Here is a 23,196-nt window from a genome sequence, read left to right on the forward strand (position 1 = left end):
GAAAAGGATCAGGCGAGTGCGGCCTGGCGCTCCCGCACGGATTCACGGACCCGGTCCGGAACTCGCGGCTCGGCGAGCCGGGTGAAGCTGCGATGGCTCGCCTGCACGGGCGCCTCGACGATGACGCCCTCGCACACGATCTGACCGCCGAGCATCCTGAATTCCAGCTTGTCGTAGCGCGGCAGGGTCTCGCCGGGGGCGGGCGGCAGCAGCTCGATGCTGCCCTGGATGTTCAGCGTGGCATCGCCGGTGCCGTGAAGCCGCGGATTCCACATCCTGACCCCGGTCTCGGCCCAGCGCTGCCGGATCAGCGCGGCACGATCGGCCGGTTCCGCGGGCTTGGCGCGAACTTTCGGTGTGCTGCGGACCTCCGGCGCTGGAGGCGCCAACTCCTGCTCCGGCGCGATGTCCGCGACGACGCCGGGCGTGTCCTCCGAGGAGGTCTCAGTGACGACTGCGGCGACGACCGGCGCAGGATCGTTGGCGGGAACCGACTCGATCTCGACCGCGACGCTGGAGGACGGCGCGTTGTCGATGCCGCTTTCGGAAGCGTCCTCCACCGGGACGTCACTTCCGGCAAGCGCGACACAGGATGCGTCGACGACGGCGGGCTCGACATCAGCGGGAATGCCAGGGGAGTGATCGTCGTTGACGACGAGGGCGTCAACCGGCGCGATCGCGACGTCGACGGACACGACCTCGGTCTCCTCCGCGACGACGGGCTCGATGCCGGCCGGAAGCTCGGGAGATGGATCGCCGCTGATAGCAATGGGCTCGGCGTCGACCGATTCTTCTTCGGCCTCGACAGATGCAGCCGCGGCCTGCTCGGCCTCGTCGGGCGTAACGTCAGCCGAATCTTCCGCCGGCGGATCGTTGTCGATGATGAGCTCGGGAATATCGGTCGGCTCGGGTGCGATGTCGACCGGTGAGATTGCAGCCTCGGCCACGACGACCGGCTCGGCTTCTGTCGGCGTCTCCGGCAATGAATCGTCGGTGACGTTCCCATCAGCCGGCGCGGCCGATGGGCTCTCCGCGACGACAGGGATCGCGGCTTCGTCCGCGACGACTGCGTCGCTGGGCGGTGGATCGGCGCTAATGCTCGGAGCCGGCGCAGATTCTGCAGCGTCGACGATGAGAACTGGCGAGCTTTCTGCGGCAATCGGGGCGGCGTCGATGCTGCCGCCGTGCGGCGTGGGCCGAAGCCGGGTCAACGCCCATTTCACCGCAGGGATGCGGTGCAGCAACGATATCAGTCTCGAAAGCACTGGGAGTTGTCCAAGAGGTACTCGGCGTGAGGCAATCGCTGATTCGTCAGCAATGTGAAAAACTGCCCCGGCCGTCACACCGATGTCAATGTAGATGGGACCAATTGCAGAACATGCACGCGCCGCTGGCTAGCTTCTCGGTTCGAATCTGTGGCGCGGCGCGACAATGCCGATCGATCTTGCCTTCCCGTGGGAGAGGAGGGGACATCCGCCCCCTCTCACGATCTCGCGGTTACTTCCCGGAGCCTGCGCCACCGCCGGCCTGGCTGCCCATGTTGTTGGTGTTGCTGCCGCCGGCCGAAGGCGACTGCTTGCCCTTGCTGTCGGCGGCCTCGTTCTGCATGTTCGAGGAGCGCCCCGTCGTCATCCCCTTGGTGGCAGGGCCTCGCGATGAGGGACCGACCTCGCCCTGACTGGATGCGCCTGGAGCGGGTTGTGTCTGCGCGAAGGCGCCGCCGGTTGCCAGCGCCATGATGCACGCCGATGCCAAAATGATCTTCTTCATGTTGTTCTCCTGCATTGCCCGAGACAACCTGTGCGTGGAGGGGGCGTTCCAAACTCGGGCGTGGCGCGTCGCAGCAATGTGAGTTGTGCCGAATGTGGGGGTTCCCTGTGGTGCGGTCTCAAGGTTAACTTGGAACTCCCGGGCATCTGGTGTGAGGACGAGGCATGAAAAGAATAGTCGCTATCGGAGCGGTTCTGCTCTGGTCCACCATTGCATTCGCGCAGAATCGCACCATCACGGTGGCCTCGACGACGTCGACCGAACAGTCGGGTTTGTTCGGCCATCTGCTGCCGCTGTTCTCGAAGGCCGAGGGCATCGACGTGAAAGTCGTTGCCGTCGGCACCGGCCAGGCGCTGGACATCGGGCGGCGCGGTGATGCCGACGTGGTGTTCGTCCATGACAGGCCTGCCGAAGACAAGTTCATGTCGGAAGGGCAGGGCGTGAAGCGCTTTGACGTGATGTACAACGACTTCGTCATCATCGGCCCGAAAAGCGATCCGGCGCAGATCGCCGGCAGCAAGGACGTCACCGATGCGCTGCGCAGGATCGCTGCGGCAAAGGCGCCGTTCGTATCGCGCGGCGACAAGTCCGGCACGCACGCAGCCGAGTTGAGATTGTGGAAGGAGGCGGGTGTCGATGTCAGTTCCGGCAAGGACACCTGGTATCGCGAGATCGGCCAGGGCATGGGGCCCGCGCTGAACATGGCCTCGTCCTCGAACGCCTATCTGCTGTCGGATCGTGGTACCTGGTTGTCGTTCAGGAATCGCGGCGAACTCGCCATCCTCACCGAGGGCGACAAGCGGCTCTTCAACCAGTACGGCGTCATGCTGGTCAATCCGGCAAAGCATTCGAATGTGAAGGCACAGGACGGGCAGGCCTTCATCGACTGGCTGGTGTCTCCCAAAGGACAGCAGGCGATTGCCGGCTACAAGGTCGGCGGCGAGCAGCTATTTTTCCCCAACGCGGCCAACTAGCAGAAAGGCGACGGTCGACACCGCAACGCTGAGTGCGAGCAGGATCAGCCCGAGACCCAGCGCCAGCGGCAGGTCGCCCTTGCTGGTCTCCAGCGCGATCGCGGTCGTCATCGTGCGCGTAAAGCCGCGGATGTTGCCGCCGACGATGATGATGGCGCCGACCTCCGCGATGGCGCGGCCGAAGGCCGCGAGAAAGGCCGTCAGCAGCGAGGTCCGTCCCAGCGCGAGCAGGAGCGCCATGCTGCGCAGGGCCGACAGACCGTCGATCCGCGCCAGATCGCCATACTCCGCCCAGAGCAGGCTCGCCGGCCGATGCACCAGCGCCACCACGATCGGCGTGGCGAGCAGCGTCTGCGCGATCACCATGGCGGTGGGCGTAAACAGCAGCCCGGCCGCTCCGAGCGGGCCGGACCGTGACAGCAGCAGATAGAGCGCGAGCCCGACCACGACGGGCGGCAGGCCGAGTAGCGCATTGGTCAGCACGATGATGACCTGCCGTCCGCGGAAACGGCTGATCGCGAGGAGTGCGCCGATCGGCGCGCCGATCAGCAGCGCGACGATGCTTGCGGTCAGGCTGACGCGGACCGACAATGCGACGATGCCGAGAAGCTCGGCGTCGGCCTCGCCGATCAGCGTGAAGGCGGCGCCGATGGATCGCGCGAAGTCGTTCATCCGCGCCCGCGCTTCGATGTTCGAGCGCGTGCCTCCGGGGCGTCGATGTCGAGGCGGCGAAGGTGCGTCACGGACTGGTCCCTGCAAATGCCATTGTGTTCAAGCGGCGGCCACCGCCTTCGCTGAGCTAGATCAACCCACGCAGCACGTCGATCAGCCGGCTACACTCTGCCTCCGTTCCGACGGTGATGCGCAGGAAGTCCTCGATGCGCGGCTTCTTGAAATGCCGGACCAGTACACCACGCTGGCGAAGGGCGGTCGCGAGATCGGCGCCACTCCGGCTGCGATGACGTGCGAACACGAAATTCGCAAGCGACGGCAATACTTCGAAGCCGAGTTGCCCGAGATCGCGCGCCAACACGTCGCGGCTTGCAATGATGCGGGCGCGGGTCTCGAGGAACCATGCGTCGTCCTCGATGGCGGCGACGGCGCCGGCGATGGCGAGACAATCGACGGGATAGGAGTTGAAGCTGTCCTTCACGCGCTCCAGCGCCTCGATCAGCGGCCGCTGGCCGATGGCAAATCCGACCCTGAGGCCCGCGAGCGAGCGCGACTTCGAGAAGGTCTGGATGACCAGCAGATTGTCGTGGCGCGCAACGAGCGGCACGGCGCTCTCGGCGCCGAAATCGACATAGGCCTCGTCCACCACCACCAGCCGGTCCGGATTTTCCGCGAGCAGTGCGGCGATTGCCTCGCGCGAAAGGGCGATACCGGTGGGCGCGTTGGGATTGCAGAGCAGGATGGCGCTCGACGGCCGGCTGTAGCCGGCGGTCTCGATCCTCATCGCGGCATCGAGCGGCACTTCCTCATGCGCTATGCCATAGAGGCGGCAATAGACCGGGTAGAAGCTGTAGGTGACATCGGGAAACAGAAGCGGCTTATCGTGCTTCAGGAGCGCCTGGAAGGTGTGAGCCAGAACCTCGTCCGACCCGTTGCCGACGAACACCTGCTCGGGCGCAACGCCGCTGTAGGCCGCGATCGCCTCGCGCAGGCGGGTGGCGTGCGGGTCGGGATAGAGGCGCAGCCGCTCCGCAGCCGATGCGATCGCCGTCAGCACGCGCGGCGAGGGCGGATAGGGATTCTCGTTGGTGTTGAGCTTGACGACGCCGTCCTGCTTCGGCTGCTCGCCCGGCACGTAGGGCGAAAGCGTGTGGACGACCGGACTCCAGAAGCGGCTCATGATCTCCAATCCGGGTTGATCCGGCACAGTAGGGGATGCGGGGCCTCGGAGGAAGGGCACTTGCCGTCGGCATCCTCGACAGATCCGCGCGGGCCTCATGTCGGGCGACGTTCCCCCAAGCGCGGCCTTCATGCTAGCCTCATCGTGCAAACGCAAGACCTGAAAACAACAAAGAAGGCCGGCGCAGCCCAAGGCTGCGCAGAAGAGCCGCAAAGAGAGGAACACATGCCGGGTGCCGCCCTTGTCACCGCTCCCTCCATTCCGACCGTGCCCGTGACGCCGGCCGTTCTCGACCGCCTGCGAGCCATCGTGGGCGACAAGGGCCTCATCCTGGATGAGCACGACAAACGGCCGTTCGTGACCGACTGGCGCGGCGAGCTCACCGGGCAGGCTGCAGCGGTCGTGCGACCAGCCAGCACCGCGGAAGTCTCCGCGGTCGTCAAGCTCTGCCACGACAATGGCATTGCCATCGTGCCGCAGGGCGGCAACACGGGCCTGATGGGCGGTGCCACGCCGTGGCCCGTGCATCGCGGCATCCTGCTTTCGCTCGGCCGCATGAACCACGTGCTGCATGTCGATCCAGTCGGCTACACCATGACCGTGGAGGCGGGCTGCATCCTCCAGACGCTTCAGGACACGGCCGCGCGCCATGATCGCTTGTTTCCGCTCAGCCTGGGCGCGCAGGGCTCGTGCATGATCGGGGGCAATCTCTCTACCAACGCCGGCGGCGTGCAGGTGTTGCGCTACGGCAATGCGCGCAATCTGGTGCTGGGCCTCGAGGTCGTCCTGGCCAACGGAGATGTCTGGGACGGGCTGCGTGCGCTCAAGAAGGACAACACCGGCTACGACCTCAAGCACCTGTTCATGGGCGCTGAAGGCACGCTCGGCATCATCACCAAGGCGGTGCTGAAGCTCTGGCCCACGCCGAAGGACGTCTGCACGGCATGGCTCGCGATCCGCGATCCCAGCGCCGCGATCGAGCTCCTGTCGGAGGCGCATGCGGCCTCCGACGACAATGTCAGTTCCTGCGAGCTCATGAGCCGCGCATGCATCGATATGGTGCTGCGGCATATTCCCGGTGCCCAGGATCCTCTCAAGGCGGAGACCGATTGGTATCTCCTGCTCGAATGGTCGTCGGCCCGCCCGCGGCAGGACGGCGGTGCAGGCATGTCGGACAGGATGGAGCAGTTTCTGGCTGATCAGCTCGATGCGGGCCGGGTGCTCGATGCGGTGATCGCGCAAACCGAAACGCAGTCGCGTAACATGTGGCGTATTCGCGAAAGCGTGGCCGAGGCCTCGCGCGCCGAGGGGCCCGGTTTGAGCTACGACGTGTCGGTCGCGATCTCCCGGATTCCCGAATTCATCGACAAGGGTCTGAAGTCCGCGCTCGGCATCCTGCCGACGATCCGCCCTTATCCGCTCGGCCACATCGGCGACGGAAATGTGCACTTCTCCTTCATGGGTCCGAAGAGCATGGATCGCGCCACGCTCGGCCAGTATTCCCCGGCGATCACACGGGCCGTCAACGACCTCATCACGTCCATGGGCGGCTCGATCTCGGCCGAACACGGCATCGGCATCGAGAAGCTCGACGAACTCCAGCACTATCGCGCCAGGACCGAGCTCGACATCATGCGTACGATCAAGCGGGCGCTCGACCCCGACAACATCATGAATCCGGGCAAGGTGCTGCGTCTCGGGTGAGATGAGGGTCGGCGGAGGTGGGATGTGGTGCAAACCCGGGCAAAACAGGCTCCAACGGTGCCAAATCATGCCTTTTCGCCGCGGACGAACGGCTTTATTCCCTCCTTGGATGCTTTAAGGAAGGGGCAGGATCAGGTCGCAGGCGCCCCTTGGCGGTGCTAGACCCTGATGCAGAAACAATGGGGCCGGGCCGGTAGCCGGCTGGCCCGCTAGGATGAAGGATATGAGGCAATGATCCAGAGCGTTGGCATCATCGGGGCAGGCACCATGGGGAACGGTATCGCGCAGATCTGCGCCGCGGCCGGGCTCTCGGTCGTGATGGTCGACATCTCCGACGCGGCGGTGAACCGCGGCCTGTCGACCGTTGGCGGCAGCCTCGAGCGCTTGGTCAAGAAAGAGAAGATGTCGGCGGCCGACCGCGAGGCGACGCTCAAGCGCATCACCGGCACGACCGACCGCGCGAAGCTGTCGGATTGCGACCTCGTCATCGAGGCCGCCACCGAGAACGAGGAGCTCAAGGTCAAGATCCTGAAGGATCTCTGCGCCAACCTGTCGCCGCGCACGCTGGTTGCCACCAACACCTCCTCGATCTCGATCACCAAGCTCGCGGCCGCGACCGATCGTCCCGACCGTTTCATCGGCATGCACTTCTTCAACCCCGTGCCGGTGATGGCGCTGCTGGAACTCATCCGCGGCTTGCAGACCTCCGACGACACCCACGCCAAGGCGCTCGATTTCGCCCAGCGCGTCGGCAAGGTGGCGATCACCGCCAAGAACAGCCCGGGCTTCGCCGTCAACCGCATCCTCTGCCCGATGATCAACGAAGCGATCTTCGCGCTCCAGGAAGGCATCGCGACCGCGGAAGAGATCGACGCCGGCATGAAGCTCGGCTGCAACCATCCGATTGGGCCTCTGGCGCTCGCCGATCTCGTCGGCCTCGACACCATGCTCTCGGTCATGGAGGTCTTTTATAAAGGCTTCAACGATCCTAAATATCGGCCAGCGCCGCTGCTCAAAGAGATGGTCGATGCCGGCCATCTCGGTCGCAAGACCGGGCAGGGTTTTTACACTTACAACGCCTGATCGAGGCGTCGGCGGCGGACGTCGAGCGTCCGCCGCCAGATCCCGCAATTTGCGCTGCGACAAAGACGCCGCGCGCGATTGGCCCGACAATGTCGAACGGGCGGCCTTGCGGGAACAACGGAACGGAAAACAAAGGACATGTCGGATCGACTGAAGGCCGAGCGCGAAGCTGCGGCTGTGCGACGGAACCTGTTGACCCAGGATGCGATCGAGCGCACCGGGATCACTGAGGAGATGATCGGGGAACTCGTCACCCGCTTTTACGGGCGCGTGCGCAAGGACGCGCTGCTGGGGCCGGTGTTCGCGATCGTGCAGAATTGGGACGAGCATCTCGCCAAGCTCACGGATTTCTGGTCGTCGGTCGTGCTGATGAGCGGCCGCTATCATGGCTCGCCGATGCGGGCGCATCTGCCACTGAGCCTGGTCGGCGGCCATTTCGATCGCTGGCTCGATCTGTTCGAACAGACCGCACGCGAAGTCTGCCCGCCTCCGGCGGCCGCGCTCTTCATCGACAAGGCCCGTCGTATCGCCGACAGTTTTGAGATGGCGTCGGCAACTGTTGCAGGCCGCATCGCTTCACCGCGTCACGTGCTCAGGTCGTGAATACAAAATGCGTGCCTGAGAAACGTGCAGCACGCATCGCGTGATGGCGCGTTGCACCAATTCCTGTAGCATCGGTCTGATCTGCAAAATCATCATGCTGTTCGCGCAATGCGAAGTAGAATTTGCGAAAACACGCTTGCTCGCGTTCATTCTCATTCAATCAACGCGAGCAAAGCCATATTGATGCACTGCGGCGCCAATTCTTCGCCTTGTTTTCGGCAGAGTTCCAGCGCCTGCTAGCGGGCATGGCTCGCGCATCGTTCAACACCACATCTTCACCCTCCGAGAGTGCTGCGGAACCTGAAGTTGACGCGGGCACCGAGCAGACGCGGCGAACGCTGCTGCTCGGTGCACTCGCCACCACCGCATGCCTCGGCTGTTCTACCCAGGCGCGCGCCGGCGAGGATGCGCCTGGCTCCGACGAACGGCCTCAGAAAGGTGACGTGCTCGTCTTCTCCGAAGGCGACCAGGAAGGAAAGCCGGTCACGTTGGCCGATCTGGCGGCCGGCGGGCCGCCGGTGCATGCCTGGCCGAAGGACCCCAAGACATCGGTGGTGCGCAGCGCATCCCGGCTCAACGAGATCCTGATCATCCGCCTCGATCCCAACGAGCTCGACGAAAAGACCCGTGAGCGTGCCGTCGATGGCATCCTCGCCTATTCGGCGATCTGCTCGCATGCCGGCTGTCCCGTCACCGCCTGGGTCAAGAGCGATGTCGGCGACAAGGAGGTGTTCAAGTGCATGTGCCACAACTCCGAATACGATCCTCGCGCGGGCGCGCAGGTCGTGTTCGGACCGGCGCCGCGGCGGCTCGCGGCGCTGCCGCTCGCGCTCGCTGATGGATCGCTCAGCGTCGCCGGCAACTTCGTCGGAAAGGTAGGTGGCGCGCAGCCGGGATGATGGACGGTGCGGGGTATGCCCGCGTCACGAGAGGCCGCATCCGCCGACGGGCGGACGACGGGACGAACGACAAGAATTCACAACAAGAATTCAAACGGATGAAAAGGGGAACGTCCATGACCAGGAAGCAATGGTACCTGTCCGGCTTCGTCGCCTTCACCTGTCTTGCCGCGACCGCCGCAATCGCCGGTCCGATCGAGAGCTACACGCCGGTCACCGCGCAGCGGCTGGAAAATCCGGAACCTGCCAACTGGATGCTCTACAGGCGGACCTATGACGGGCAGGGCTACAGCCCGCTCGACCAGATCAACGCCTCGAACGTGAAGAATCTCACGCCGGTCTGGACCTTTGCCACCGGCGTGGTCGAAGGCCACGAGGCGCCGCCCATCATCAACAACGGCGTGATGTTCGTGGCGACCCCGATGGGGCAGGTGATCGCGCTGAACGCGAAGACCGGCGACGAATACTGGCGCTACAAGCGGCAACTTCCGGATGATCTGTTCCAGCTGCATCCGACCAGCCGCGGCGTCGGCCTCTGGGAGGACAAGCTCTATCTCGCCACCACCGACGACCACGTCGTCGCGCTCGATGCCAAGACCGGCAAGGTGGTGTGGGACACCAAGGTACAGGACTACAAGAAGGGCCAGTACATGACCCTGATGCCGCTGATCGTCGACGGCAAGGTCATCGTCGGTGGCTCCGGCGGCGAGTTCGGCGTGCGCGGCTATGTCGCCGCCTATGACGCCAAGGACGGCAAGGAGCTGTGGCGGACCTACACCATTCCCGGTGAAGGCGAGCCCGGTCACGACACCTGGCAGGGCGACGACTGGAAGAACGGCGGCGGCTCAGCCTGGATGACCGGCAATTACGACAAGGACACCAAGACGATCTATTGGGGCGTCGGCAATGCGGCGCCATGGCCCGGCGAGACTCATCCCGGCGACAATCTCTACACCTCGTCGGTGCTCGCGCTCGATCCGAACAACGGCAAGATCAAGACCTATCACCAATATCACCAGAACGATTCCTGGGATTGGGACGAGGTCGAGGCGCCGATGCTGATCGACCTGCAACGCGATGGCCGCAACATCAAGAGCCTGGTCCACCCGGGACGCGACGCGATCTTCTGGGTGCTCGAGCGCACGCCGACCAAGATCAACTATGTCGCCGGCTGGCCATTCGTCTCGACCGATGTCTGGAAGGGCATCGATGCCGAGAGCGGCAAGCCGATCGTCGATCCCGCGCACAAGCCGGTCATTGGCAAGCGGGTGGAGTTCTGCCCGTCGCTGTGGGGCGGCAAGGATTGGCCGTCGGCGGCCTATAGCGAACGGACCAAGCTGGTCTACGTGCCCGCCAACGAGAACTTCTGCGGTGGCTTCACCGGCGAGAAGGTTGCGCTCAAGCCGGGTGAGCTTTGGCTTGGTACCAAGCCCGAAGACATCGGGCTGAAGACAAAGCCCGGCGCCGATCATTTCGGCGAGCTGCAGGCGTGGGATCCCGTCACCGGCAAGAAGGTGTGGCAGCACAATTTCCCGAAGTCGCAGCTGTTCGGATCGGTCACGGCAACCGCGGGCGATCTCGTCTTCGCCGGCGGCACCAACGACCGCAACTTCCGCGCCTTCAACGCCAAGACCGGTGAGCTGTTGTGGGAGCAGAAGACCAACTCCGGCATCATGGGCATGCCGGTGTCCTATGAGGTCGACGGCGTCCAGTACATCGCGATCCAGTCGGGATGGGGCGTGGATGCGCAGCGCATCCAGGATGCGCTGGTCACCAACAACATCGGTATCGAGGCCAACGTGCCGCAGGGCGGCGTGATCTGGGTGTTCGCGCTGAAGAAATAGCTCCGCGGGCGGATCGACGAAGGCGGAGCAGCAGGGGGGTGGCGAATGCGGCGGACGGCAACGTCCGCCGCATTTTTGCGTGGGCCTGCGTCCTTCCCCTTGGCAACAAGCGTCGTCGCCTTCCCCACAAAGCAGGATGAGGCTAAGCAGCATTGGCCCGTTGAAATTGCTGCCGCACACTCCGTCCTCATCCTGAGGGCCCGCCATCGGCAGGCGTCTCGAAGGATGGGCCGCGGGCGAGCTATCCGCCACGCTTCTTCAGCCCTGCCCGCAAGCGGAAGGGACATATCAATTGCGCAGGCGCCAAACCGCTACTTCCCCTGGCGATCCACCTTGTCCTTCTCCTTCTGGTTCATCTCCCGAACCTTCGGATCCGGACTGCTCTGCCCGGTGGTCTGGGTCGTCGACGCCGGTGGAGCGTTGGCGTTGGGCAGCGAGTTCTGGTCCGGTGCGGTGGGGCGCGTGGCTGTGGTCGGGGGCGTGGCGTTGCTCTGGGCGGATGCGCCTGCGGCAGCCAAAAGAAAGGCGCCCGACAGCGAGACTGCGAGCGCCCTTGAGATGTTGATCATCGATCTGCTCCTGTCAGATCGATGGAAACGGCGCGAGGCCGCCTCTGTTCCGTATCTACGCCTCCAATTGCTTGCCGAGTGGCAAGCTCCGGATGCGTTTTCCGGTCGCAGCGAAGATGGCATTCATCAGCGCCGGCGCGAACGGGGGAACGCCGGGCTCGCCGACGCCGCTCGGCGGCGTGTCCGGGCCGGGAGGCACGATATAGACGTTGGTCACCACAGGAGAGTCATCCATCCTGACGACCTGGAAGTCGTCAAAGTTCTTCTGCTGCACCTTGCCGTCCTTGAACGTGATCTCGCCGTATTTGGCGATGCTCAGGCCCATGATCGCCGCGCCCTCGATCTGCGAGGCGATGCGCTCGGGGTTGACATAAGTCCCGCAGTCGATCGCGGTGTCGACTCGCGGCACCGTCAATTTGCCCTTGTCATCGACGGCGACCTCGACGATGGTCGCGATGTAGCTGACGAAGCTGCGGTGCACGGCGATGCCGAGACCGTGCCCCTTCGGCACTTGACGTCCCCATTCGCCCTTCTCGGCGACCAGCTCGACCACCTTGCGCAGGCGCGCGGTGTCGATCGGGTAACTGTCAAAGGGCTCGCCATAGTTCCAGAGGTCCTTCACCGCCGGCTTGACGATGCGCGGGCTGCCGATCAGCGCGAGCAGCGTCTCCTTCTGGTCGCGGCCCGTGGCCTGCGCGATCTCGCCGACCATCGACTGCACCGCGAAGGCGCGCGGGATGTTCGAGACCGAGCGGAACCAGCCGATGCGGGTGTGCGCGGCCGCCTCCGGATTCTCGCAAGAGATGTTGGCGATCTCGAACGGCATGTCGACGAGGCCCATGCCGATTTCGAAGGGCGCCTGATGCACCGTGCCGGCCGCAAAGGTCGAGGCGATGCTGGGGGCCACGCTACGGTGGCGCCAGGCGATCACCTTGCCGCTCTTGTCGAGACCGGCCTCGATCCGCTCGACCGAGACGGTGTGCAGGAAGCCGTTGTGGATGTCGTCCTCCCGCGTCCACTGCACCTTCACCGGTGCGCCGAGCTCCTTCGACAGGAGCGCGGCTTCGAGCGCAAAGTCGCATTTCGACTTGCGGCCGAAACCGCCGCCGAGCAGCGTCACGTTGACGGTGACGTTCGCTTCCGGAATGCCGAGTGTCTTGGCGACATCCTCGCGCGTGCCGCCCGGGCTCTGCACCGGCGCCCAGATCTCGGCCTTGTCGCCCTTGACGTCGGCCACCGCCACCGGCGGCTCCATGCTGACATGGGCGAGGTGCGGGATGTAGTACTCGCCCACGATGACCTTGTCGGCGCCCTTCAGGGCGGCGTCCGCATCGCCCTCCTGGCGCAGGACCAGGCCGGGCTTGCGCGAGGCCTCCTCGAGCTCCTTGCGATAGGCGGCCGACTCGTACTTGCCGTTGGGGCCGTCGTCCCAGGTCAGCTTCAGCGCATCGCGGCCCTTGATCGCCGCCCCGGTGTTGCGCGCGATCACGGCGACGCCGCCGAGCGGTTGGAATTTCGAGGGCCACGGCCAGCCCTGCACCTGCATCACCTTTTCGACGCCGGGCACCTTCAGCGCCTCGTCCGGCTCGAACTTGACCAGCTTGCCGCCGGTCACCGGCGGCCGCGCGATCACCGCGTACTTCATGCCGGGCAAGCGTACGTCGGCGCCGTATCGCGCCTTCCCGGTGGTGATGTCGTGGAGATCGACGATGCCGATCTGGCCCTTGCCGAGATAGCGGAAATCCCGGGGGTCCTTCAGCTTGAGGCCTTCGATAGCAGGCACCGATTCCTTGGCGGCGTCGGCAGCAAGCTCGCCGAAGCCGAGCTTGCGTCCGCTGGCGCTGTGGACGACCTCGTGATTGACGGCCTTGACCTCGGTCGCCGGCACCTTCCAGCGTTTCGCCGCGGCCTGCTCCAGCATGGTGCGGGCGGAGGCGCCGATCTGGCGCATCGGGATCAGATAGTGCCGCGTGCTGCGCGAGCCGTCGGTGTCCTGGTTGCCGAACTTGACCTCGTCGCCATGGGCCTGCTGCACCTTGACCTTGGACCAGTCGGCTTCCATTTCCTCGGCCACGATCAGCGGCAGGCTGGTGCGCACGCCGGTGCCCATTTCGGAGCGGTGCCCGACGATGGTGACGATGCCATCAGGCGCGACCGAAACGAACACGCGCGGATCGATCACGACCCCGTGCGGCATCTTGCCGGCGCCTGTCTCATAGGCGAGGGCCTGGCGTGACATCACGGGCGCAGCAAGCACGAAGCCACCGGTGACGCCGAGCCCCTTCAGGATGCTGCGGCGCGAGATCTTCTCGACCCTGATATGGTTTTCGAAGCCGCGAAGCTTGCGGGGATTGTCGATGAAATTCATGTCACACTCCCGTCGATGCGAGATGGACCGCATTCTCGATGCGCTGATAGCAGCCGCAGCGGCAGATGTTGCCGGCCATCGCCTCGCGGATCTGGTCGTGCGACGGCTTTGGATTGTCCATCAGAAGCGCGGCGGCCTGCATGATCTGGCCGGCCTGGCAGAAGCCGCATTGGGGAACGTTGACCTGGCGCCAAGCCTTTTGAACCGGGTGATCGCCGCTCGGGTGCAGCCCCTCGATCGTCGTGACCTCGCGTCCGGCGACGTCGTTCACCGACGTGATGCAGGCGCGCACGGCCTGCTTGTCGACGATGACGGTGCAGGCGCCGCACAGGGCCTGGCCGCAGCCGAACTTGGTGCCGGTCAGTCCGGCCTCGTCACGCAGGAACCAGAGTAGCGGGAGATCCGGGTCGCCGTCCCAGCTCTGTTCCTGGCCGTTGATCTTCACCTTGATCATGATCGTCCCTCGCTCTTCATAAGCATGCCAAATTCAAATCGCCGACGTGAGTCAGCGGTGGTTCGTGCGTCGTGGCGCCACATCCCGCCGTCATCCCGCGCGGGCAAATCCCGGAGGGAGGCAGGAACGCCGATGGCGATGTCTGGATGTGCTCGATCCCCCCGTGTTGTTCTTAATTGATTGAACGTCGTGCGGCATCGTGACGGCGCAAGCCTAGCAGAGATCGCGCCGGCTCGGCGTTCACAGGCGAGTGTTCTCACCGGGAAAAGATTGCATCGATGGTTTGTCAAAAGCAGGGCGCGACATCGCGCCACGCGCACCCGCGGATGGGCAACGAAAAAAGCTTCGTCCGCCAGGAAGACTGCGCGGACGAAGCAGGATGCCTCAGTCGAGGGAGGGAGAAACGCAAGCGCCGCAAACTTCAAGAGGAAGTTGGCGGCCCTGCGCAGTCTTTCAGAGACCAGGACTGAGGGAGCCGATGGTTCTCGCCAGTCCATCGAAGGCGAGGAGGCGGCTTCGCCGCGATCGTCCAGGGCCAGGCCCGTCCGGTTCGCTGGGAGTGGGGCAACCAGCGATCGGACGGGCGTGGCGAGAGCGTGGGCCGCCGGTTGAGGCGGCCCGTTCAGTTCAAGCTGCCTTGTTCAGGCGGCCTTGGCTTTGGCCACGTGGGTCGCGATCGCGTCCATCAGTGCAGGCGACAGGCAGTCATAGGGCTCAAGCCCAAGCTCCTTGAACCGAGACCGTATTCCGCCCATCTGCTCCGGCTTCACGCCCGATTCGATCACCGACGAGACGAAGGCGGCGAATTGCGGCGCTGCCGAACCCTGCTCCTGGAACAGTTCGGCGTGGATGAAGTCGAGGCCGTAGAACGGATGGTTCTTGTTCTCGATGCGGCCGTACATGTGCGTGCCGCAACCGGTGCAAGCGTAGCGCTGGATCACCGCGGAGGGATCGACGATCTGAAGCTTGTCGCCGTTCTCGAGCACGGTGATGTTCTGGCGCGGCACCACGGCCACGACCGAGAAGATCGCGCCCTGCGGTTTCCAGCACTTGGTGCAGCCGCACGCGTGGTTGTGGGCGACGTCGCCCTTGACGGCGACCTTGACCTGATGGTCCGCGCATTTGCAGGCCAACGTGCCGCCGGCAAAGCTGCCGCTGCCCTGCTTGACGCCGTTATCGATCGAGGGATGGAGTGCAACAGTCATGGGTCGATCCTCCTTTGGGGTGACGATTTCGAGCTAGAACACGACGACTGAACGGATGGATTTTCCCTCGTGCATAAGGTCAAAGCCCTTGTTGATCTCTTCGAGCTTGAGCACGTGGGTGATCATCGGATCGATCTGGATCTTTCCGTTCATGTACCAGTCGACGATCTTCGGCACGTCGGTGCGGCCGCGCGCGCCGCCGAACGCCGTGCCGCGCCAGTTGCGCCCGGTGACGAGCTGGAACGGGCGGGTGGCGATCTCCTTGCCGGCTTCGGCGACGCCGATGATGATCGAGGTGCCCCAGCCGCGATGGCAGGCTTCCAGCGCCTGCCGCATCACGGTGGTGTTGCCGGTGCAGTCGAAGGTGTAGTCGGCGCCGCCGTCGGTGAGGCCGACCAGGTGCTGGACGATGTCGCCGGTGACCTTCTTCGGGTTGACGAAGTGGGTCATGCCGAACCGGCGGCCCCAATCCTCCTTGGAGTCGTTGATGTCGACGCCGATGATCTTGTCGGCGCCGGCCATCTTGGCGCCCTGGATGACGTTCAACCCGATGCCGCCGAGGCCGAACACGACCACGTTGGCGCCCGGCTCGACCTTGGCGGTGTTGACCACGGCGCCAACGCCGGTGGTGACGCCGCAGCCGATGTAGCAGCTCTTGTCGAAGGGGGCGTCCTCGCGGATCTTGGCGACCGCGATCTCCGGCAGCACGGTGAAGTTCGAGAAGGTCGAGCAGCCCATGTAGTGGTAGATCGGCTTGCCCTTGTAGGAGAAGCGGCTGGTGCCGTCGGGCATCACGCCCTTGCCCTGCGTCGCGCGAATCGCGGTGCAGAGATTGGTCTTCTGGCTCAGGCAGCTTTTGCACTGCCGGCATTCCGGCGTGTAGAGCGGGATGACGTGGTCACCCGGCTTCACCGAGGTCACGCCGGGGCCGATCTCGCGGATGATGCCCGCGCCCTCATGGCCCAGGATCGACGGGAAGATTCCCTCACTGTCGAAACCGTCGAGCGTGTAGGCGTCGGTGTGGCAGATGCCCGTTGCCTTGATCTCGACCAGGACCTCGCCGGCCTTGGGCCCTTCCAGGTCGACTTCGACGATCTCGAGCGGCTTCTTTGCTTCGAAAGCGACGGCGGCACGTGTCTTCATTGGTGGCTCCTCAAATTCTCGTAAGACGCCAGGACGTAGTCTCGGCGGTCCTCGCAACGTTCATTTCTTGCCCATGCAGGCGTCTTCGGCCTTGGTGTAGGCCTCATTCTTCTCCTCCTTCTTGGAGGGACGCTGTCGGCCCCACGCCTCGTCGGAGCGCGCGCGCAGATAGACATAGAGATCATCCATGTAGCAGGCGACGTTGGGGTTGTCGCCGAAGGCGGGCATGACGTTCTCCTGCGCAGTCGAGATGTTCTTGCGACCGGAGGCGACGACGCCAAGGAAGTCGCCATAGCTCATCGTCTTGACCGAATCCTTCAGCGCCGGCGCGTAGGTGGATCCCATGCCGTCGGGGCCATGGCAGACGTGGCAGTCGGAGTGATAGCGGCGGTAGCCGGAATAGGTGAACCAGTCCACGGTGCCGTCGGCCGAAATCTTGTAGGTCGGGTTTCCTTCCTTATCGAGCCATTTCCCGTCGTCTTCTTTCTTCACGGCGGCCGGGTCGCCCGGACCGTCCGCGGTCGCAATTCCTCCCGACCCAACGAAGATCATCGCAGCAATGACAAAGCAGATTTTACGCAAGAGATTTTTCCTCGAAGGCGTTCGGTGGAGACGAGCCGGCGCGTGGAGTTGATCCACGCGCCGGAGCGATACTGAACGGGCCTAGTTCGTCGGCAGCGAGAACACGGTCAGCGTACCGCCGAGCGCCGTGTAGTTGCTGAGGGCCGCGTAGCCGCCGACTGCGCCGAGCCCGGCGGTCGGATCGGTCAGGCCTGCGGCCAGACCAATGCCGGCCCAGCCACCGACGCCGGAGAGCACTGCGACATACTGCTTGCCGCCGTTCTCATAGGTCGTGACGTTGCCGATGATGCCGGAGGGAGTCTTGAACTTGTAGAGCTCCTTGCCGGACTTGGCGTCGACCGCCTTCAGGTAGCCTTCGAGCGTGCCGTAGAACACCACGCCGCCGGCTGTTGCGAGCGCACCCGACCAGACCGAGAACTGCTCCTTGTTCGACCAGACGATCTTGCCGGTCTTGCCGTCCCAGGCGATGAAATTGCCCATGTGGCTTTCACCCTGCGGCGGATACATCGAGAGCGTCGCACCCACATAGGGCTGGCCCGCGGTGTAGCTCACCTTGAACGGCTCGTAGTCCATGCAGACGTGGTTGGTCGGGACGTAGAACAGCTGCGTCTCCGGCGAGTAGGCTGCCGGCTGCTCGTCCTTGGTGCCGAGCGCGGCCGGGCAGATGCCCTTCACGTTGTGGTCTTCACCGGCCTTGTCGGTCGAAGCTGCGTCGAGCACCTTCGGACGGCCATAGGTCGGCGAGTTCTTGTCCATGTCGACGCCGGAGGTCCAGTTCACCTTCGGATCGTACTTTTCGGCGACCAGCAGCTCGCCGTTCTCACGGTCCATGGTGTAGGCGAGACCGTTGCGGTCGAAATGGGTCAGGAGCTTGCGCGCCTGGCCGTTGATCTGCTGATCCGAGAGGATCATCTCGTTGACGCCGTCATAGTCCCACTCGTCGTGGGGCGTCATCTGATAGACCCACTTGGCCATGCCGGTGTCGGCGTCGCGCGCGAAGATGGTCATCGACCACTTGTTGTCGCCCGGACGCTGCTTCGGATTCCAGGTCGAGGGGTTGCCCGACCCGTAATAGACCAGGTTCAGAGCGGGATCGTAGGACATCCAGCCCCAGGTGCAGCCGCCACCGATCTTCCACTGATCGCCTTGCCAGGTCTTCAGCGAGGAGTCGGCTCCGACCGGCTTGCCGAGCGACGTCGTCTTGGCCGGATCGACCTTGATCTGGTCATCCGGACCTTCCGAGAAGGCGCGCCAGACTTGCTTGCCGCTCTTCAGATCGTAAGCGGTGACGTGGCACTGCACGCCGAATTCGCCGCCGGAGATGCCGACCAGGACCTTGTCCTTGACCACGAGCGCCGCCGAGGTGCCGGTCTCACCCTTCGCAGGGTTGCCGTTGGTCGAGCTCCAGGCCACCTGGCCTGTCTTGGCATCGAGCGCGACGAGGTTGGTGTCGGCCTGATGCAGGATGATCTTGCCGTCGCCATAGGCCAAGCCGCGATTCACCGTGTCGCAGCACATCACCGGAATGACGTTCGGATCCTGCTTGGGCTCGTACTTCCAGATGATCTTGTTCTCGTTGGAAAGGTCAATAGCGTAGACCTTGTTCGGGAACGGCGTGTGGACGTACATGACGTTGCCGATGATCAGCGGGCCGCCTTCATGGCCGCGCAGTACGCCGGTCGAGAAGGTCCAGGCCACCTGGAGCTTGCCCACGTTTTGTGCGTTGATCTGGTTCAGCTTGGAATAGCGGGTATTGGCGTAGTCCCCCGCCGGCATTACCCAGTCCTTCGGGTTCTGCGACATCTTGATCAGCTCGTCATTGGCTGAAGCGCTGCCGACGGCGAGAGCCGCCGCGGAGCCAAGATAGGTCGCCAGTAGCACCTTGCGCATAGTCATTTCCTCCGTTGGTCTCGTTTATTGTTTCCGAAGCATTGCTCAATCACCGGGCTTCTCGTCCGGCGTCTGCTCGTGCAGGGCGGTCACTTTGGGACCAGAAACGATGCTGTGGTGTTTCCTCCTCCTGATGAGAGCCACGGGTCCACGTGCAGGAGCGGCCCGTTCTTGTTGTTCCTGCCGCAATCCCTAACCACTTCGCCATCGGGAAACTTGCCCAAGAGAGAAGGCGGTTTGCTTGACAGCGCACGGAGGCGAAGATTTTGATTTTGCAGTAGCGAATTCAGCGGCTTCGGTAAGCCTTTTGCACCGCCTTCAACGCTCAGGTTCCCCTTGACGGCGCTGCAACTAAGGCGGAGGATTAAGTTTCAAGAGTGGCAATGGAACGATGGCGCTCGTTGCAAAAGACCGCTCAAATTCGAGGTAAACGTCACGCAATCACGGCTGAGGGCTCCGGTGGCGCTGGTCGCGATTCGCGTCGAATCTCCGGATCAAACCAGTGGCTGGATTAATGTCCGACACCATTCACACGCTTTCGACGACTGGAATGACGCCGAAGCGGCAGATCCAGAGTTGGATCGACGGGCTGACGAGCCTGTGCGGGTATTTCGACGTCGATCCGCTGGAGGCGTCCTCGCTCGAGGGCCGCATCGACTACACCACGGTCTCGCGCCTGAAGCTCTGTCAGATCGAGGTCAGCCAGCATCGCATCGCGCACACGATGGCGCGCGCCAAGGCCAATGAACACCCGTACATAAAAATTCACTTCCAGACCTACGGGGTGTCTTATTTCGAGCAGGAAGGCCGCCACATCGAAATCAATCCGGGCGACATCATCGCCTACGACGTCTCCTGCCCGCATTCGATCATCAGCCCCGCCTTCACGCGTCACGATGTGGTGATCGTGCCGAAGGCGCTGCTGCGCGACCGCGGCTTCCCCTCGCAGCGGATGCCCGCGTGCAAATTGTCGGCGAAGACGGGGACGGGGCGGATCGCCCACGATTTCGTCCATGCGACCTTCGACGAGGCGGCAAAACTGTCCGCGAACAGCGCGGTCGGCGTCGCCGATTCGCTGATCGACCTGTTGCTGCTGCCGCTGCGCGAAGCCGACACGATGTTCGACCGCGTCGGGCCCGAAGCGATGTATGTGCGCGCCCAGTTCTTCATCCGCGAGCACCTGCGCGATCCGGACCTGTGCATCGACCAGATCTCCGCCGAGCTCGGCTGCTCCAAGCGCTATCTGCACATGCTGTTCTCCGAGCGCGGCACCACGGTGAGCGACTACATCTGGCAGGCGCGCCTGCAGAACTGCCGCCAGGAGCTCGAGGCGCACGCCGGCAAGACCATCACCGACGTGGCGTTCTCTTGGGGGTTCTCCAGCTCATCGCATTTCAGCCGCGTGTTCCGGAAATATTTCGGCGTGGTGCCGTCCTCGATCCACAAGGCCCAGCAGGGCACGGCGGCCTCGGGGGAGCATTAGGCGCACGCCGGAGAACTTCCGGCGCGTCGGCCGACGCGCTTACGCAGCCGTCGCAATATAGGGAATGCTGGCCACGAGAGCGACGAGCAGCGCCGCGTTGCCCAGCATTCCGCTCCAATGCAGCCGGCGCAACCGACGCGGAGCCTCGGTATCGCCGGCGTCCCTCGCGCTGAGCTGGTCGTCCATCCGTTGCATGAACCAGCGGCGTCCCCAGATCGCCAGGGCCGCGAGCACGCCGACGCCCATCGCGGCAAGCAGGCGGCCGTCGAGCAGGAGAATCACCGTTCCGATGATTCCGGCAACGCGCATCACCAGGAAATGGGCGTTGAACATTCCGCGCAGCAACTGCGCGACGGGCTGGATATCGAGCTTCACCAGCAGGAAGGCGGGCGATGCCAGCGTGAAATAGCCCATCGGAAAGAGCAGGATGACCATAACGGCGACAGCGACTGCATCCGGTGTCATGCGATCGGCCCTTCTTGTCCGCCCCACGCGGCCCCCCGGCAACGGCACAATCATAGCGTGAAAATGCGTTTCCAACACTAGGCTTTGGTCGGACGCCGGGCCGCGCAGCGGACGTTTCTCCGCTGCGCCTTGCCCAAGGTTCAGGCCGGCTCGAGCCCGAGCGACTTTGCGCTCTCGATCCAGATCGGCAGCTCGCGCTGATACAGCTCGTTGGTCTCCTTGAAGCCGATCGCGGGTTCGAGCACGAAGGTCGCGAGAACCTCCTTCACCTTCGGATCGCTGTTGGCGGCGACGCAGAGCTCGGCGAGGCGGTCGACCACCGGCTGTGGCGTCGCCCTCGGCACCGCCCAGCCCGACAAACCGCTCACCGTGAAGAACTTTGAGGTCGCGCCCTGCTCCGGGAGAGTCTTGACGCTCGGAATTGCGTCGACCTTCTTCGAATGCACCGCGAACACGGTGCCGCGGTCGCTTTGCAGAACCGACTGCGCGGCCGTGTAGCTGCCCATGGCGGCATCGAGCGTGCCCTCCAGCATGCCCGTCCACATCGGCGCCTCGCCGCGATAGTGCACCGGCTCGATGGTGAGGCCGTACTGCTTGTTGAGCTCGTTGATCGTCATGTGCGGGGCCGAGCCCGCGCTGTAGGTGCCGAAATTCACCTTGCCGCTCTTGCGCGCGAAGGCGACGAAATCCTCCAGTGTCCTGACGCCGGTTTTCGGGTTCGCCACCAGCAACAGGCCGGCGCCCGGAATGATGCTGACCAGCGTCAGATCCTTGTCCATGTCGTAGCCCGGGTTCTTCATCACCACCCGGTTCATGATGTAGGTGGTCGAGATCGAGCACAGGATGGTGTGGCCGTCGGGCTCCGCGCGGGCGACCTCAGCGGTGCCGATCGCCCCGGAGGCGCCGGGCTTGTTCTCGACGACGACGGTCTTGCCGGTCTGCTTGGAGATGAATTCGCCGTAGGCGCGTGCGAGCAGGTCGGTCTGCCCGCCGGCGGGATAGCTGCAAATCATGCGGATCTGCCGCGACGGCCAGGTGCCTTGCGATGTGCCCTGTGCCGAGGCGCTGCCCGAGACAAAGGGCATCGCGAGTGCGGCGCTGCCGGCGGCGACAAAGTGACGGCGATCGAGTTTGGCGGACATGATTCTCTCCCGGTTTTTGCCGAAGGTACTGCATCGGGCTGGCGCCGGCATGGCCGGTGGGCGAGACAGATTGGCGCATTCGAGAGAGCGGCGCTGCTCATTTGCGCGTCACCCGGACGGTCGCACCTTTCGTACGATCCGCAGCCAGACGATTTCGGTCAGCGCCACTGCACTCAGGCCGAAGGTGCCGCCGATCAGGACGTTGACGATGCGCTCCTCGGCGATGCCGCTGGCGCCGCCGGCAAAGGACGCAGCCAGCGCAATGAAGAAGCAGCGCAGGCCGAAGCCGACGATATAGCGGGAGAACGAGATCAGCGTGAGGGTGGCCGCGAGCACAGCGACCGCATAGCCGACCCGGCTCTGCGGCAGCGCCATGCCGGCGAGGAAGCCGAGCGGCACGCCGACGAGGGCGCCGATCGCCCGCTGCTTCAGCTTGCCGGTCGAGGCGGCGAGATCGCCGACGACGACGCTTGCGGCCGACCACATCACCCATTGCCCCTGCGCAAGGTCGAGCATCTCGACCAGCGCGGCCGCAGCGAACACCGCCATGGCGGTTGCGAGCGCGGGCAGAAACCACGCGTCCGCGGGCGGCCCGAACGAGGTCGAAGCGGCACCGTCGCGCCGGCGCCGGTCGTAAATCTGGATGGCGCAGACCAGCGCCAGCGCGATCGGAGAGGACACGATGATCACGCCGGCATGGCGCAGCGCCTCGGGCGCGCTGACACCTTCCCGCACTTCACAGGCGAGATAGACGGCGGGAATGAACACCCAATTGCCGAGGGTGCGGAAATGCTCGCCATAGCGCGTCCCCGCCACCGCCAGGAAGCCGGCGAGCGCCGTCAGCACCGCGAACAACGGCTTGATCGGAGCGGCAAGAAAGAGCGCGGAAAAGGTGACGAGAATGGCAAGGTAGTGCCACGCGATCACCTTGGGCGGCAGGTGCAGCCTGAGCGCGGGAATGAGCAGCGAGACCGCGACCAGGGCGAGATTGAGCAGCGCCGTCTCGCGCGCGATGAAATAGGCCGCGACCATCGGGCCGACGACGATCAGCGCGCGCGAGAGCTCGCGGGTCTTGATTTCGCGGGAGAGGACGTCGCGCAGGCCTGTAGCAGGCGGCATGGTGGGGGAATTCACGGGGCACCCAAGGGGCGAATGAATTGCGAACA

At 64.4% G+C, this 23,196-nt stretch carries 21 protein-coding genes; 7 read left to right on the forward strand and 14 right to left on the reverse strand.

All coding sequences use genetic code 11. The features are described 5' to 3' along the window. Positions 1-8: 8 nt before the first annotated feature. On the reverse strand, positions 9-1,244 hold the full coding sequence (locus N2603_RS13965; RefSeq protein WP_260389267.1) for a hypothetical protein: 1,236 nt from the start codon (positions 1,242-1,244) through the stop codon (positions 9-11). A 253-nt stretch (positions 1,245-1,497) separates the two neighbouring features. Next, positions 1,498-1,770, reverse strand: coding sequence for a hypothetical protein (locus tag N2603_RS13970; RefSeq protein WP_260389268.1), 273 nt, complete (start codon positions 1,768-1,770; stop codon positions 1,498-1,500). A gap of 164 nt (positions 1,771-1,934) precedes the next feature. Here N2603_RS13970 and N2603_RS13975 point away from each other — a divergent pair, with 164 nt between their 5' ends. Then, on the forward strand, positions 1,935-2,744 hold the full coding sequence (locus N2603_RS13975) for an ABC transporter substrate-binding protein (protein WP_260389269.1): 810 nt from the start codon (positions 1,935-1,937) through the stop codon (positions 2,742-2,744). On the opposite strand, the gene N2603_RS13980 is transcribed toward N2603_RS13975, so the two are convergent. Together N2603_RS13980 and hisC are read right to left on the reverse strand one after the other, a co-directional pair. Then, a complete protein-coding gene (locus tag N2603_RS13980) occupies positions 2,718-3,416 on the reverse strand; it encodes an ABC transporter permease (protein WP_018642655.1) in 699 nt (232 codons plus the stop codon). The genes N2603_RS13975 and N2603_RS13980 overlap by 27 nt on opposite strands. Before the next feature lie 127 nt (positions 3,417-3,543). After that, on the reverse strand, positions 3,544-4,596 hold the full coding sequence (gene hisC, locus N2603_RS13985) for a histidinol-phosphate transaminase (RefSeq protein ID WP_260389270.1): 1,053 nt from the start codon (positions 4,594-4,596) through the stop codon (positions 3,544-3,546). Positions 4,597-4,821: 225 nt separating this feature from the next. On the opposite strand from hisC, the gene N2603_RS13990 reads away from it, so the two are divergent. The 5 genes from N2603_RS13990 (at position 4,822) to N2603_RS14010 (ending at position 10,729) form a co-directional block, all read left to right on the forward strand. Beyond that, a complete protein-coding gene (locus N2603_RS13990; protein ID WP_260389271.1) occupies positions 4,822-6,300 on the forward strand; it encodes an FAD-binding oxidoreductase in 1,479 nt (492 codons plus the stop codon). A 231-nt stretch (positions 6,301-6,531) separates the two neighbouring features. Further along, positions 6,532-7,383, forward strand: coding sequence for a 3-hydroxybutyryl-CoA dehydrogenase (locus N2603_RS13995; protein ID WP_260389272.1), 852 nt, complete (start codon positions 6,532-6,534; stop codon positions 7,381-7,383). Between the two features lie 138 nt (positions 7,384-7,521). Beyond that, positions 7,522-7,986 (forward strand): group III truncated hemoglobin, encoded by a 465-nt coding sequence (locus N2603_RS14000; protein WP_018642659.1) that lies wholly within the window; start codon positions 7,522-7,524, stop codon positions 7,984-7,986. 245 nt (positions 7,987-8,231) lie between these two features. Then, positions 8,232-8,885, forward strand: a complete 654-nt coding sequence (locus tag N2603_RS14005; RefSeq protein ID WP_018642660.1) for a QcrA and Rieske domain-containing protein — start codon at positions 8,232-8,234, stop codon at positions 8,883-8,885. Positions 8,886-9,001: 116 nt separating this feature from the next. Further along, complete coding sequence (locus N2603_RS14010; RefSeq protein WP_018642661.1) at positions 9,002-10,729, forward strand: methanol/ethanol family PQQ-dependent dehydrogenase; 1,728 nt, start codon at positions 9,002-9,004, stop codon at positions 10,727-10,729. 311 nt (positions 10,730-11,040) lie between these two features. On the opposite strand, the gene N2603_RS14015 is transcribed toward N2603_RS14010, so the two are convergent. From N2603_RS14015 to xoxF5, 7 genes are all read right to left on the reverse strand, one after another. Then, positions 11,041-11,298 carry a hypothetical protein gene (locus N2603_RS14015; protein WP_260389273.1) on the reverse strand — a complete coding sequence of 86 codons (258 nt, stop codon included), beginning with the start codon at positions 11,296-11,298 and terminating at the stop codon, positions 11,041-11,043. Positions 11,299-11,353: 55 nt separating this feature from the next. After that, a complete protein-coding gene (locus N2603_RS14020; RefSeq protein WP_260389274.1) occupies positions 11,354-13,666 on the reverse strand; it encodes a xanthine dehydrogenase family protein molybdopterin-binding subunit in 2,313 nt (770 codons plus the stop codon). Position 13,667: 1 nt separating this feature from the next. Then, the gene (locus tag N2603_RS14025; RefSeq protein WP_260389275.1) at positions 13,668-14,120 is read right to left on the reverse strand and encodes a (2Fe-2S)-binding protein; all 453 of its coding nucleotides are present in this window, start codon (positions 14,118-14,120) and stop codon (positions 13,668-13,670) included. A gap of 641 nt (positions 14,121-14,761) precedes the next feature. Continuing rightward, complete coding sequence (gfa, locus tag N2603_RS14030) at positions 14,762-15,325, reverse strand: S-(hydroxymethyl)glutathione synthase (protein WP_018642665.1); 564 nt, start codon at positions 15,323-15,325, stop codon at positions 14,762-14,764. A gap of 33 nt (positions 15,326-15,358) precedes the next feature. Then, positions 15,359-16,468 carry an S-(hydroxymethyl)glutathione dehydrogenase/class III alcohol dehydrogenase gene (locus tag N2603_RS14035; protein WP_018642666.1) on the reverse strand — a complete coding sequence of 370 codons (1,110 nt, stop codon included), beginning with the start codon at positions 16,466-16,468 and terminating at the stop codon, positions 15,359-15,361. Positions 16,469-16,528: 60 nt separating this feature from the next. Then, complete coding sequence (locus N2603_RS14040; RefSeq protein ID WP_026311940.1) at positions 16,529-17,020, reverse strand: c-type cytochrome, methanol metabolism-related; 492 nt, start codon at positions 17,018-17,020, stop codon at positions 16,529-16,531. A 111-nt stretch (positions 17,021-17,131) separates the two neighbouring features. Beyond that, the gene (gene xoxF5, locus N2603_RS14045) at positions 17,132-18,940 is read right to left on the reverse strand and encodes a lanthanide-dependent methanol dehydrogenase XoxF5 (protein WP_018642668.1); all 1,809 of its coding nucleotides are present in this window, start codon (positions 18,938-18,940) and stop codon (positions 17,132-17,134) included. Positions 18,941-19,454: 514 nt separating this feature from the next. On the opposite strand from xoxF5, the gene N2603_RS14050 reads away from it, so the two are divergent. Then, the gene (locus N2603_RS14050; RefSeq protein WP_018642669.1) at positions 19,455-20,423 is read left to right on the forward strand and encodes a helix-turn-helix domain-containing protein; all 969 of its coding nucleotides are present in this window, start codon (positions 19,455-19,457) and stop codon (positions 20,421-20,423) included. A gap of 39 nt (positions 20,424-20,462) precedes the next feature. Here the strand turns inward: N2603_RS14050 and N2603_RS14055 are convergent, their stop codons facing one another. The 3 genes from N2603_RS14055 to N2603_RS14065 form a co-directional block, all read right to left on the reverse strand. Continuing rightward, positions 20,463-20,888: a hypothetical protein gene (locus N2603_RS14055; protein WP_018642670.1), complete on the reverse strand. Its 426-nt coding sequence runs from the start codon at positions 20,886-20,888 to the stop codon at positions 20,463-20,465. Between the two features lie 140 nt (positions 20,889-21,028). After that, positions 21,029-22,030: a Bug family tripartite tricarboxylate transporter substrate binding protein gene (locus tag N2603_RS14060; RefSeq protein ID WP_260389276.1), complete on the reverse strand. Its 1,002-nt coding sequence runs from the start codon at positions 22,028-22,030 to the stop codon at positions 21,029-21,031. A gap of 108 nt (positions 22,031-22,138) precedes the next feature. Beyond that, a complete protein-coding gene (locus N2603_RS14065) occupies positions 22,139-23,149 on the reverse strand; it encodes an FUSC family protein (protein WP_260389277.1) in 1,011 nt (336 codons plus the stop codon). Positions 23,150-23,196: the final 47 nt, after the last annotated feature.

The organism is Bradyrhizobium huanghuaihaiense, from assembly GCF_025200885.1.
GTDB lineage: Bacteria > Pseudomonadota > Alphaproteobacteria > Rhizobiales > Xanthobacteraceae > Bradyrhizobium > Bradyrhizobium huanghuaihaiense.

Bases quoted from the DNA above. Each gene is read 5' to 3' on its own strand.
- N2603_RS13970 (WP_260389268.1), bottom strand. From the start codon at position 1,770: ATGAAGAAGATCATTTTGGCATCGGCGTGCATCATGGCGCTGGCAACC.
- N2603_RS13975 (WP_260389269.1), top strand. From the start codon at position 1,935: ATGAAAAGAATAGTCGCTATCGGAGCGGTTCTGCTCTGGTCCACCATT.
- N2603_RS13980 (WP_018642655.1), bottom strand. From the start codon at position 3,416: ATGAACGACTTCGCGCGATCCATCGGCGCCGCCTTCACGCTGATCGGC.
- hisC (WP_260389270.1), bottom strand. From the start codon at position 4,596: ATGAGCCGCTTCTGGAGTCCGGTCGTCCACACGCTTTCGCCCTACGTG.
- N2603_RS13990 (WP_260389271.1), top strand. From the start codon at position 4,822: ATGCCGGGTGCCGCCCTTGTCACCGCTCCCTCCATTCCGACCGTGCCC.
- N2603_RS13995 (WP_260389272.1), top strand. From the start codon at position 6,532: ATGATCCAGAGCGTTGGCATCATCGGGGCAGGCACCATGGGGAACGGT.
- N2603_RS14000 (WP_018642659.1), top strand. From the start codon at position 7,522: ATGTCGGATCGACTGAAGGCCGAGCGCGAAGCTGCGGCTGTGCGACGG.
- N2603_RS14005 (WP_018642660.1), top strand. From the start codon at position 8,232: ATGGCTCGCGCATCGTTCAACACCACATCTTCACCCTCCGAGAGTGCT.
- N2603_RS14010 (WP_018642661.1), top strand. From the start codon at position 9,002: ATGACCAGGAAGCAATGGTACCTGTCCGGCTTCGTCGCCTTCACCTGT.
- N2603_RS14015 (WP_260389273.1), bottom strand. From the start codon at position 11,298: ATGATCAACATCTCAAGGGCGCTCGCAGTCTCGCTGTCGGGCGCCTTT.
- N2603_RS14020 (WP_260389274.1), bottom strand. From the start codon at position 13,666: ATGAATTTCATCGACAATCCCCGCAAGCTTCGCGGCTTCGAAAACCAT.
- N2603_RS14025 (WP_260389275.1), bottom strand. From the start codon at position 14,120: ATGATCAAGGTGAAGATCAACGGCCAGGAACAGAGCTGGGACGGCGAC.
- gfa (WP_018642665.1), bottom strand. From the start codon at position 15,325: ATGACTGTTGCACTCCATCCCTCGATCGATAACGGCGTCAAGCAGGGC.
- N2603_RS14035 (WP_018642666.1), bottom strand. From the start codon at position 16,468: ATGAAGACACGTGCCGCCGTCGCTTTCGAAGCAAAGAAGCCGCTCGAG.
- N2603_RS14040 (WP_026311940.1), bottom strand. From the start codon at position 17,020: ATGATCTTCGTTGGGTCGGGAGGAATTGCGACCGCGGACGGTCCGGGC.
- xoxF5 (WP_018642668.1), bottom strand. From the start codon at position 18,940: ATGCGCAAGGTGCTACTGGCGACCTATCTTGGCTCCGCGGCGGCTCTC.
- N2603_RS14050 (WP_018642669.1), top strand. From the start codon at position 19,455: ATGTCCGACACCATTCACACGCTTTCGACGACTGGAATGACGCCGAAG.
- N2603_RS14055 (WP_018642670.1), bottom strand. From the start codon at position 20,888: ATGACACCGGATGCAGTCGCTGTCGCCGTTATGGTCATCCTGCTCTTT.
- N2603_RS14060 (WP_260389276.1), bottom strand. From the start codon at position 22,030: ATGTCCGCCAAACTCGATCGCCGTCACTTTGTCGCCGCCGGCAGCGCC.
- N2603_RS14065 (WP_260389277.1), bottom strand. From the start codon at position 23,149: ATGCCGCCTGCTACAGGCCTGCGCGACGTCCTCTCCCGCGAAATCAAG.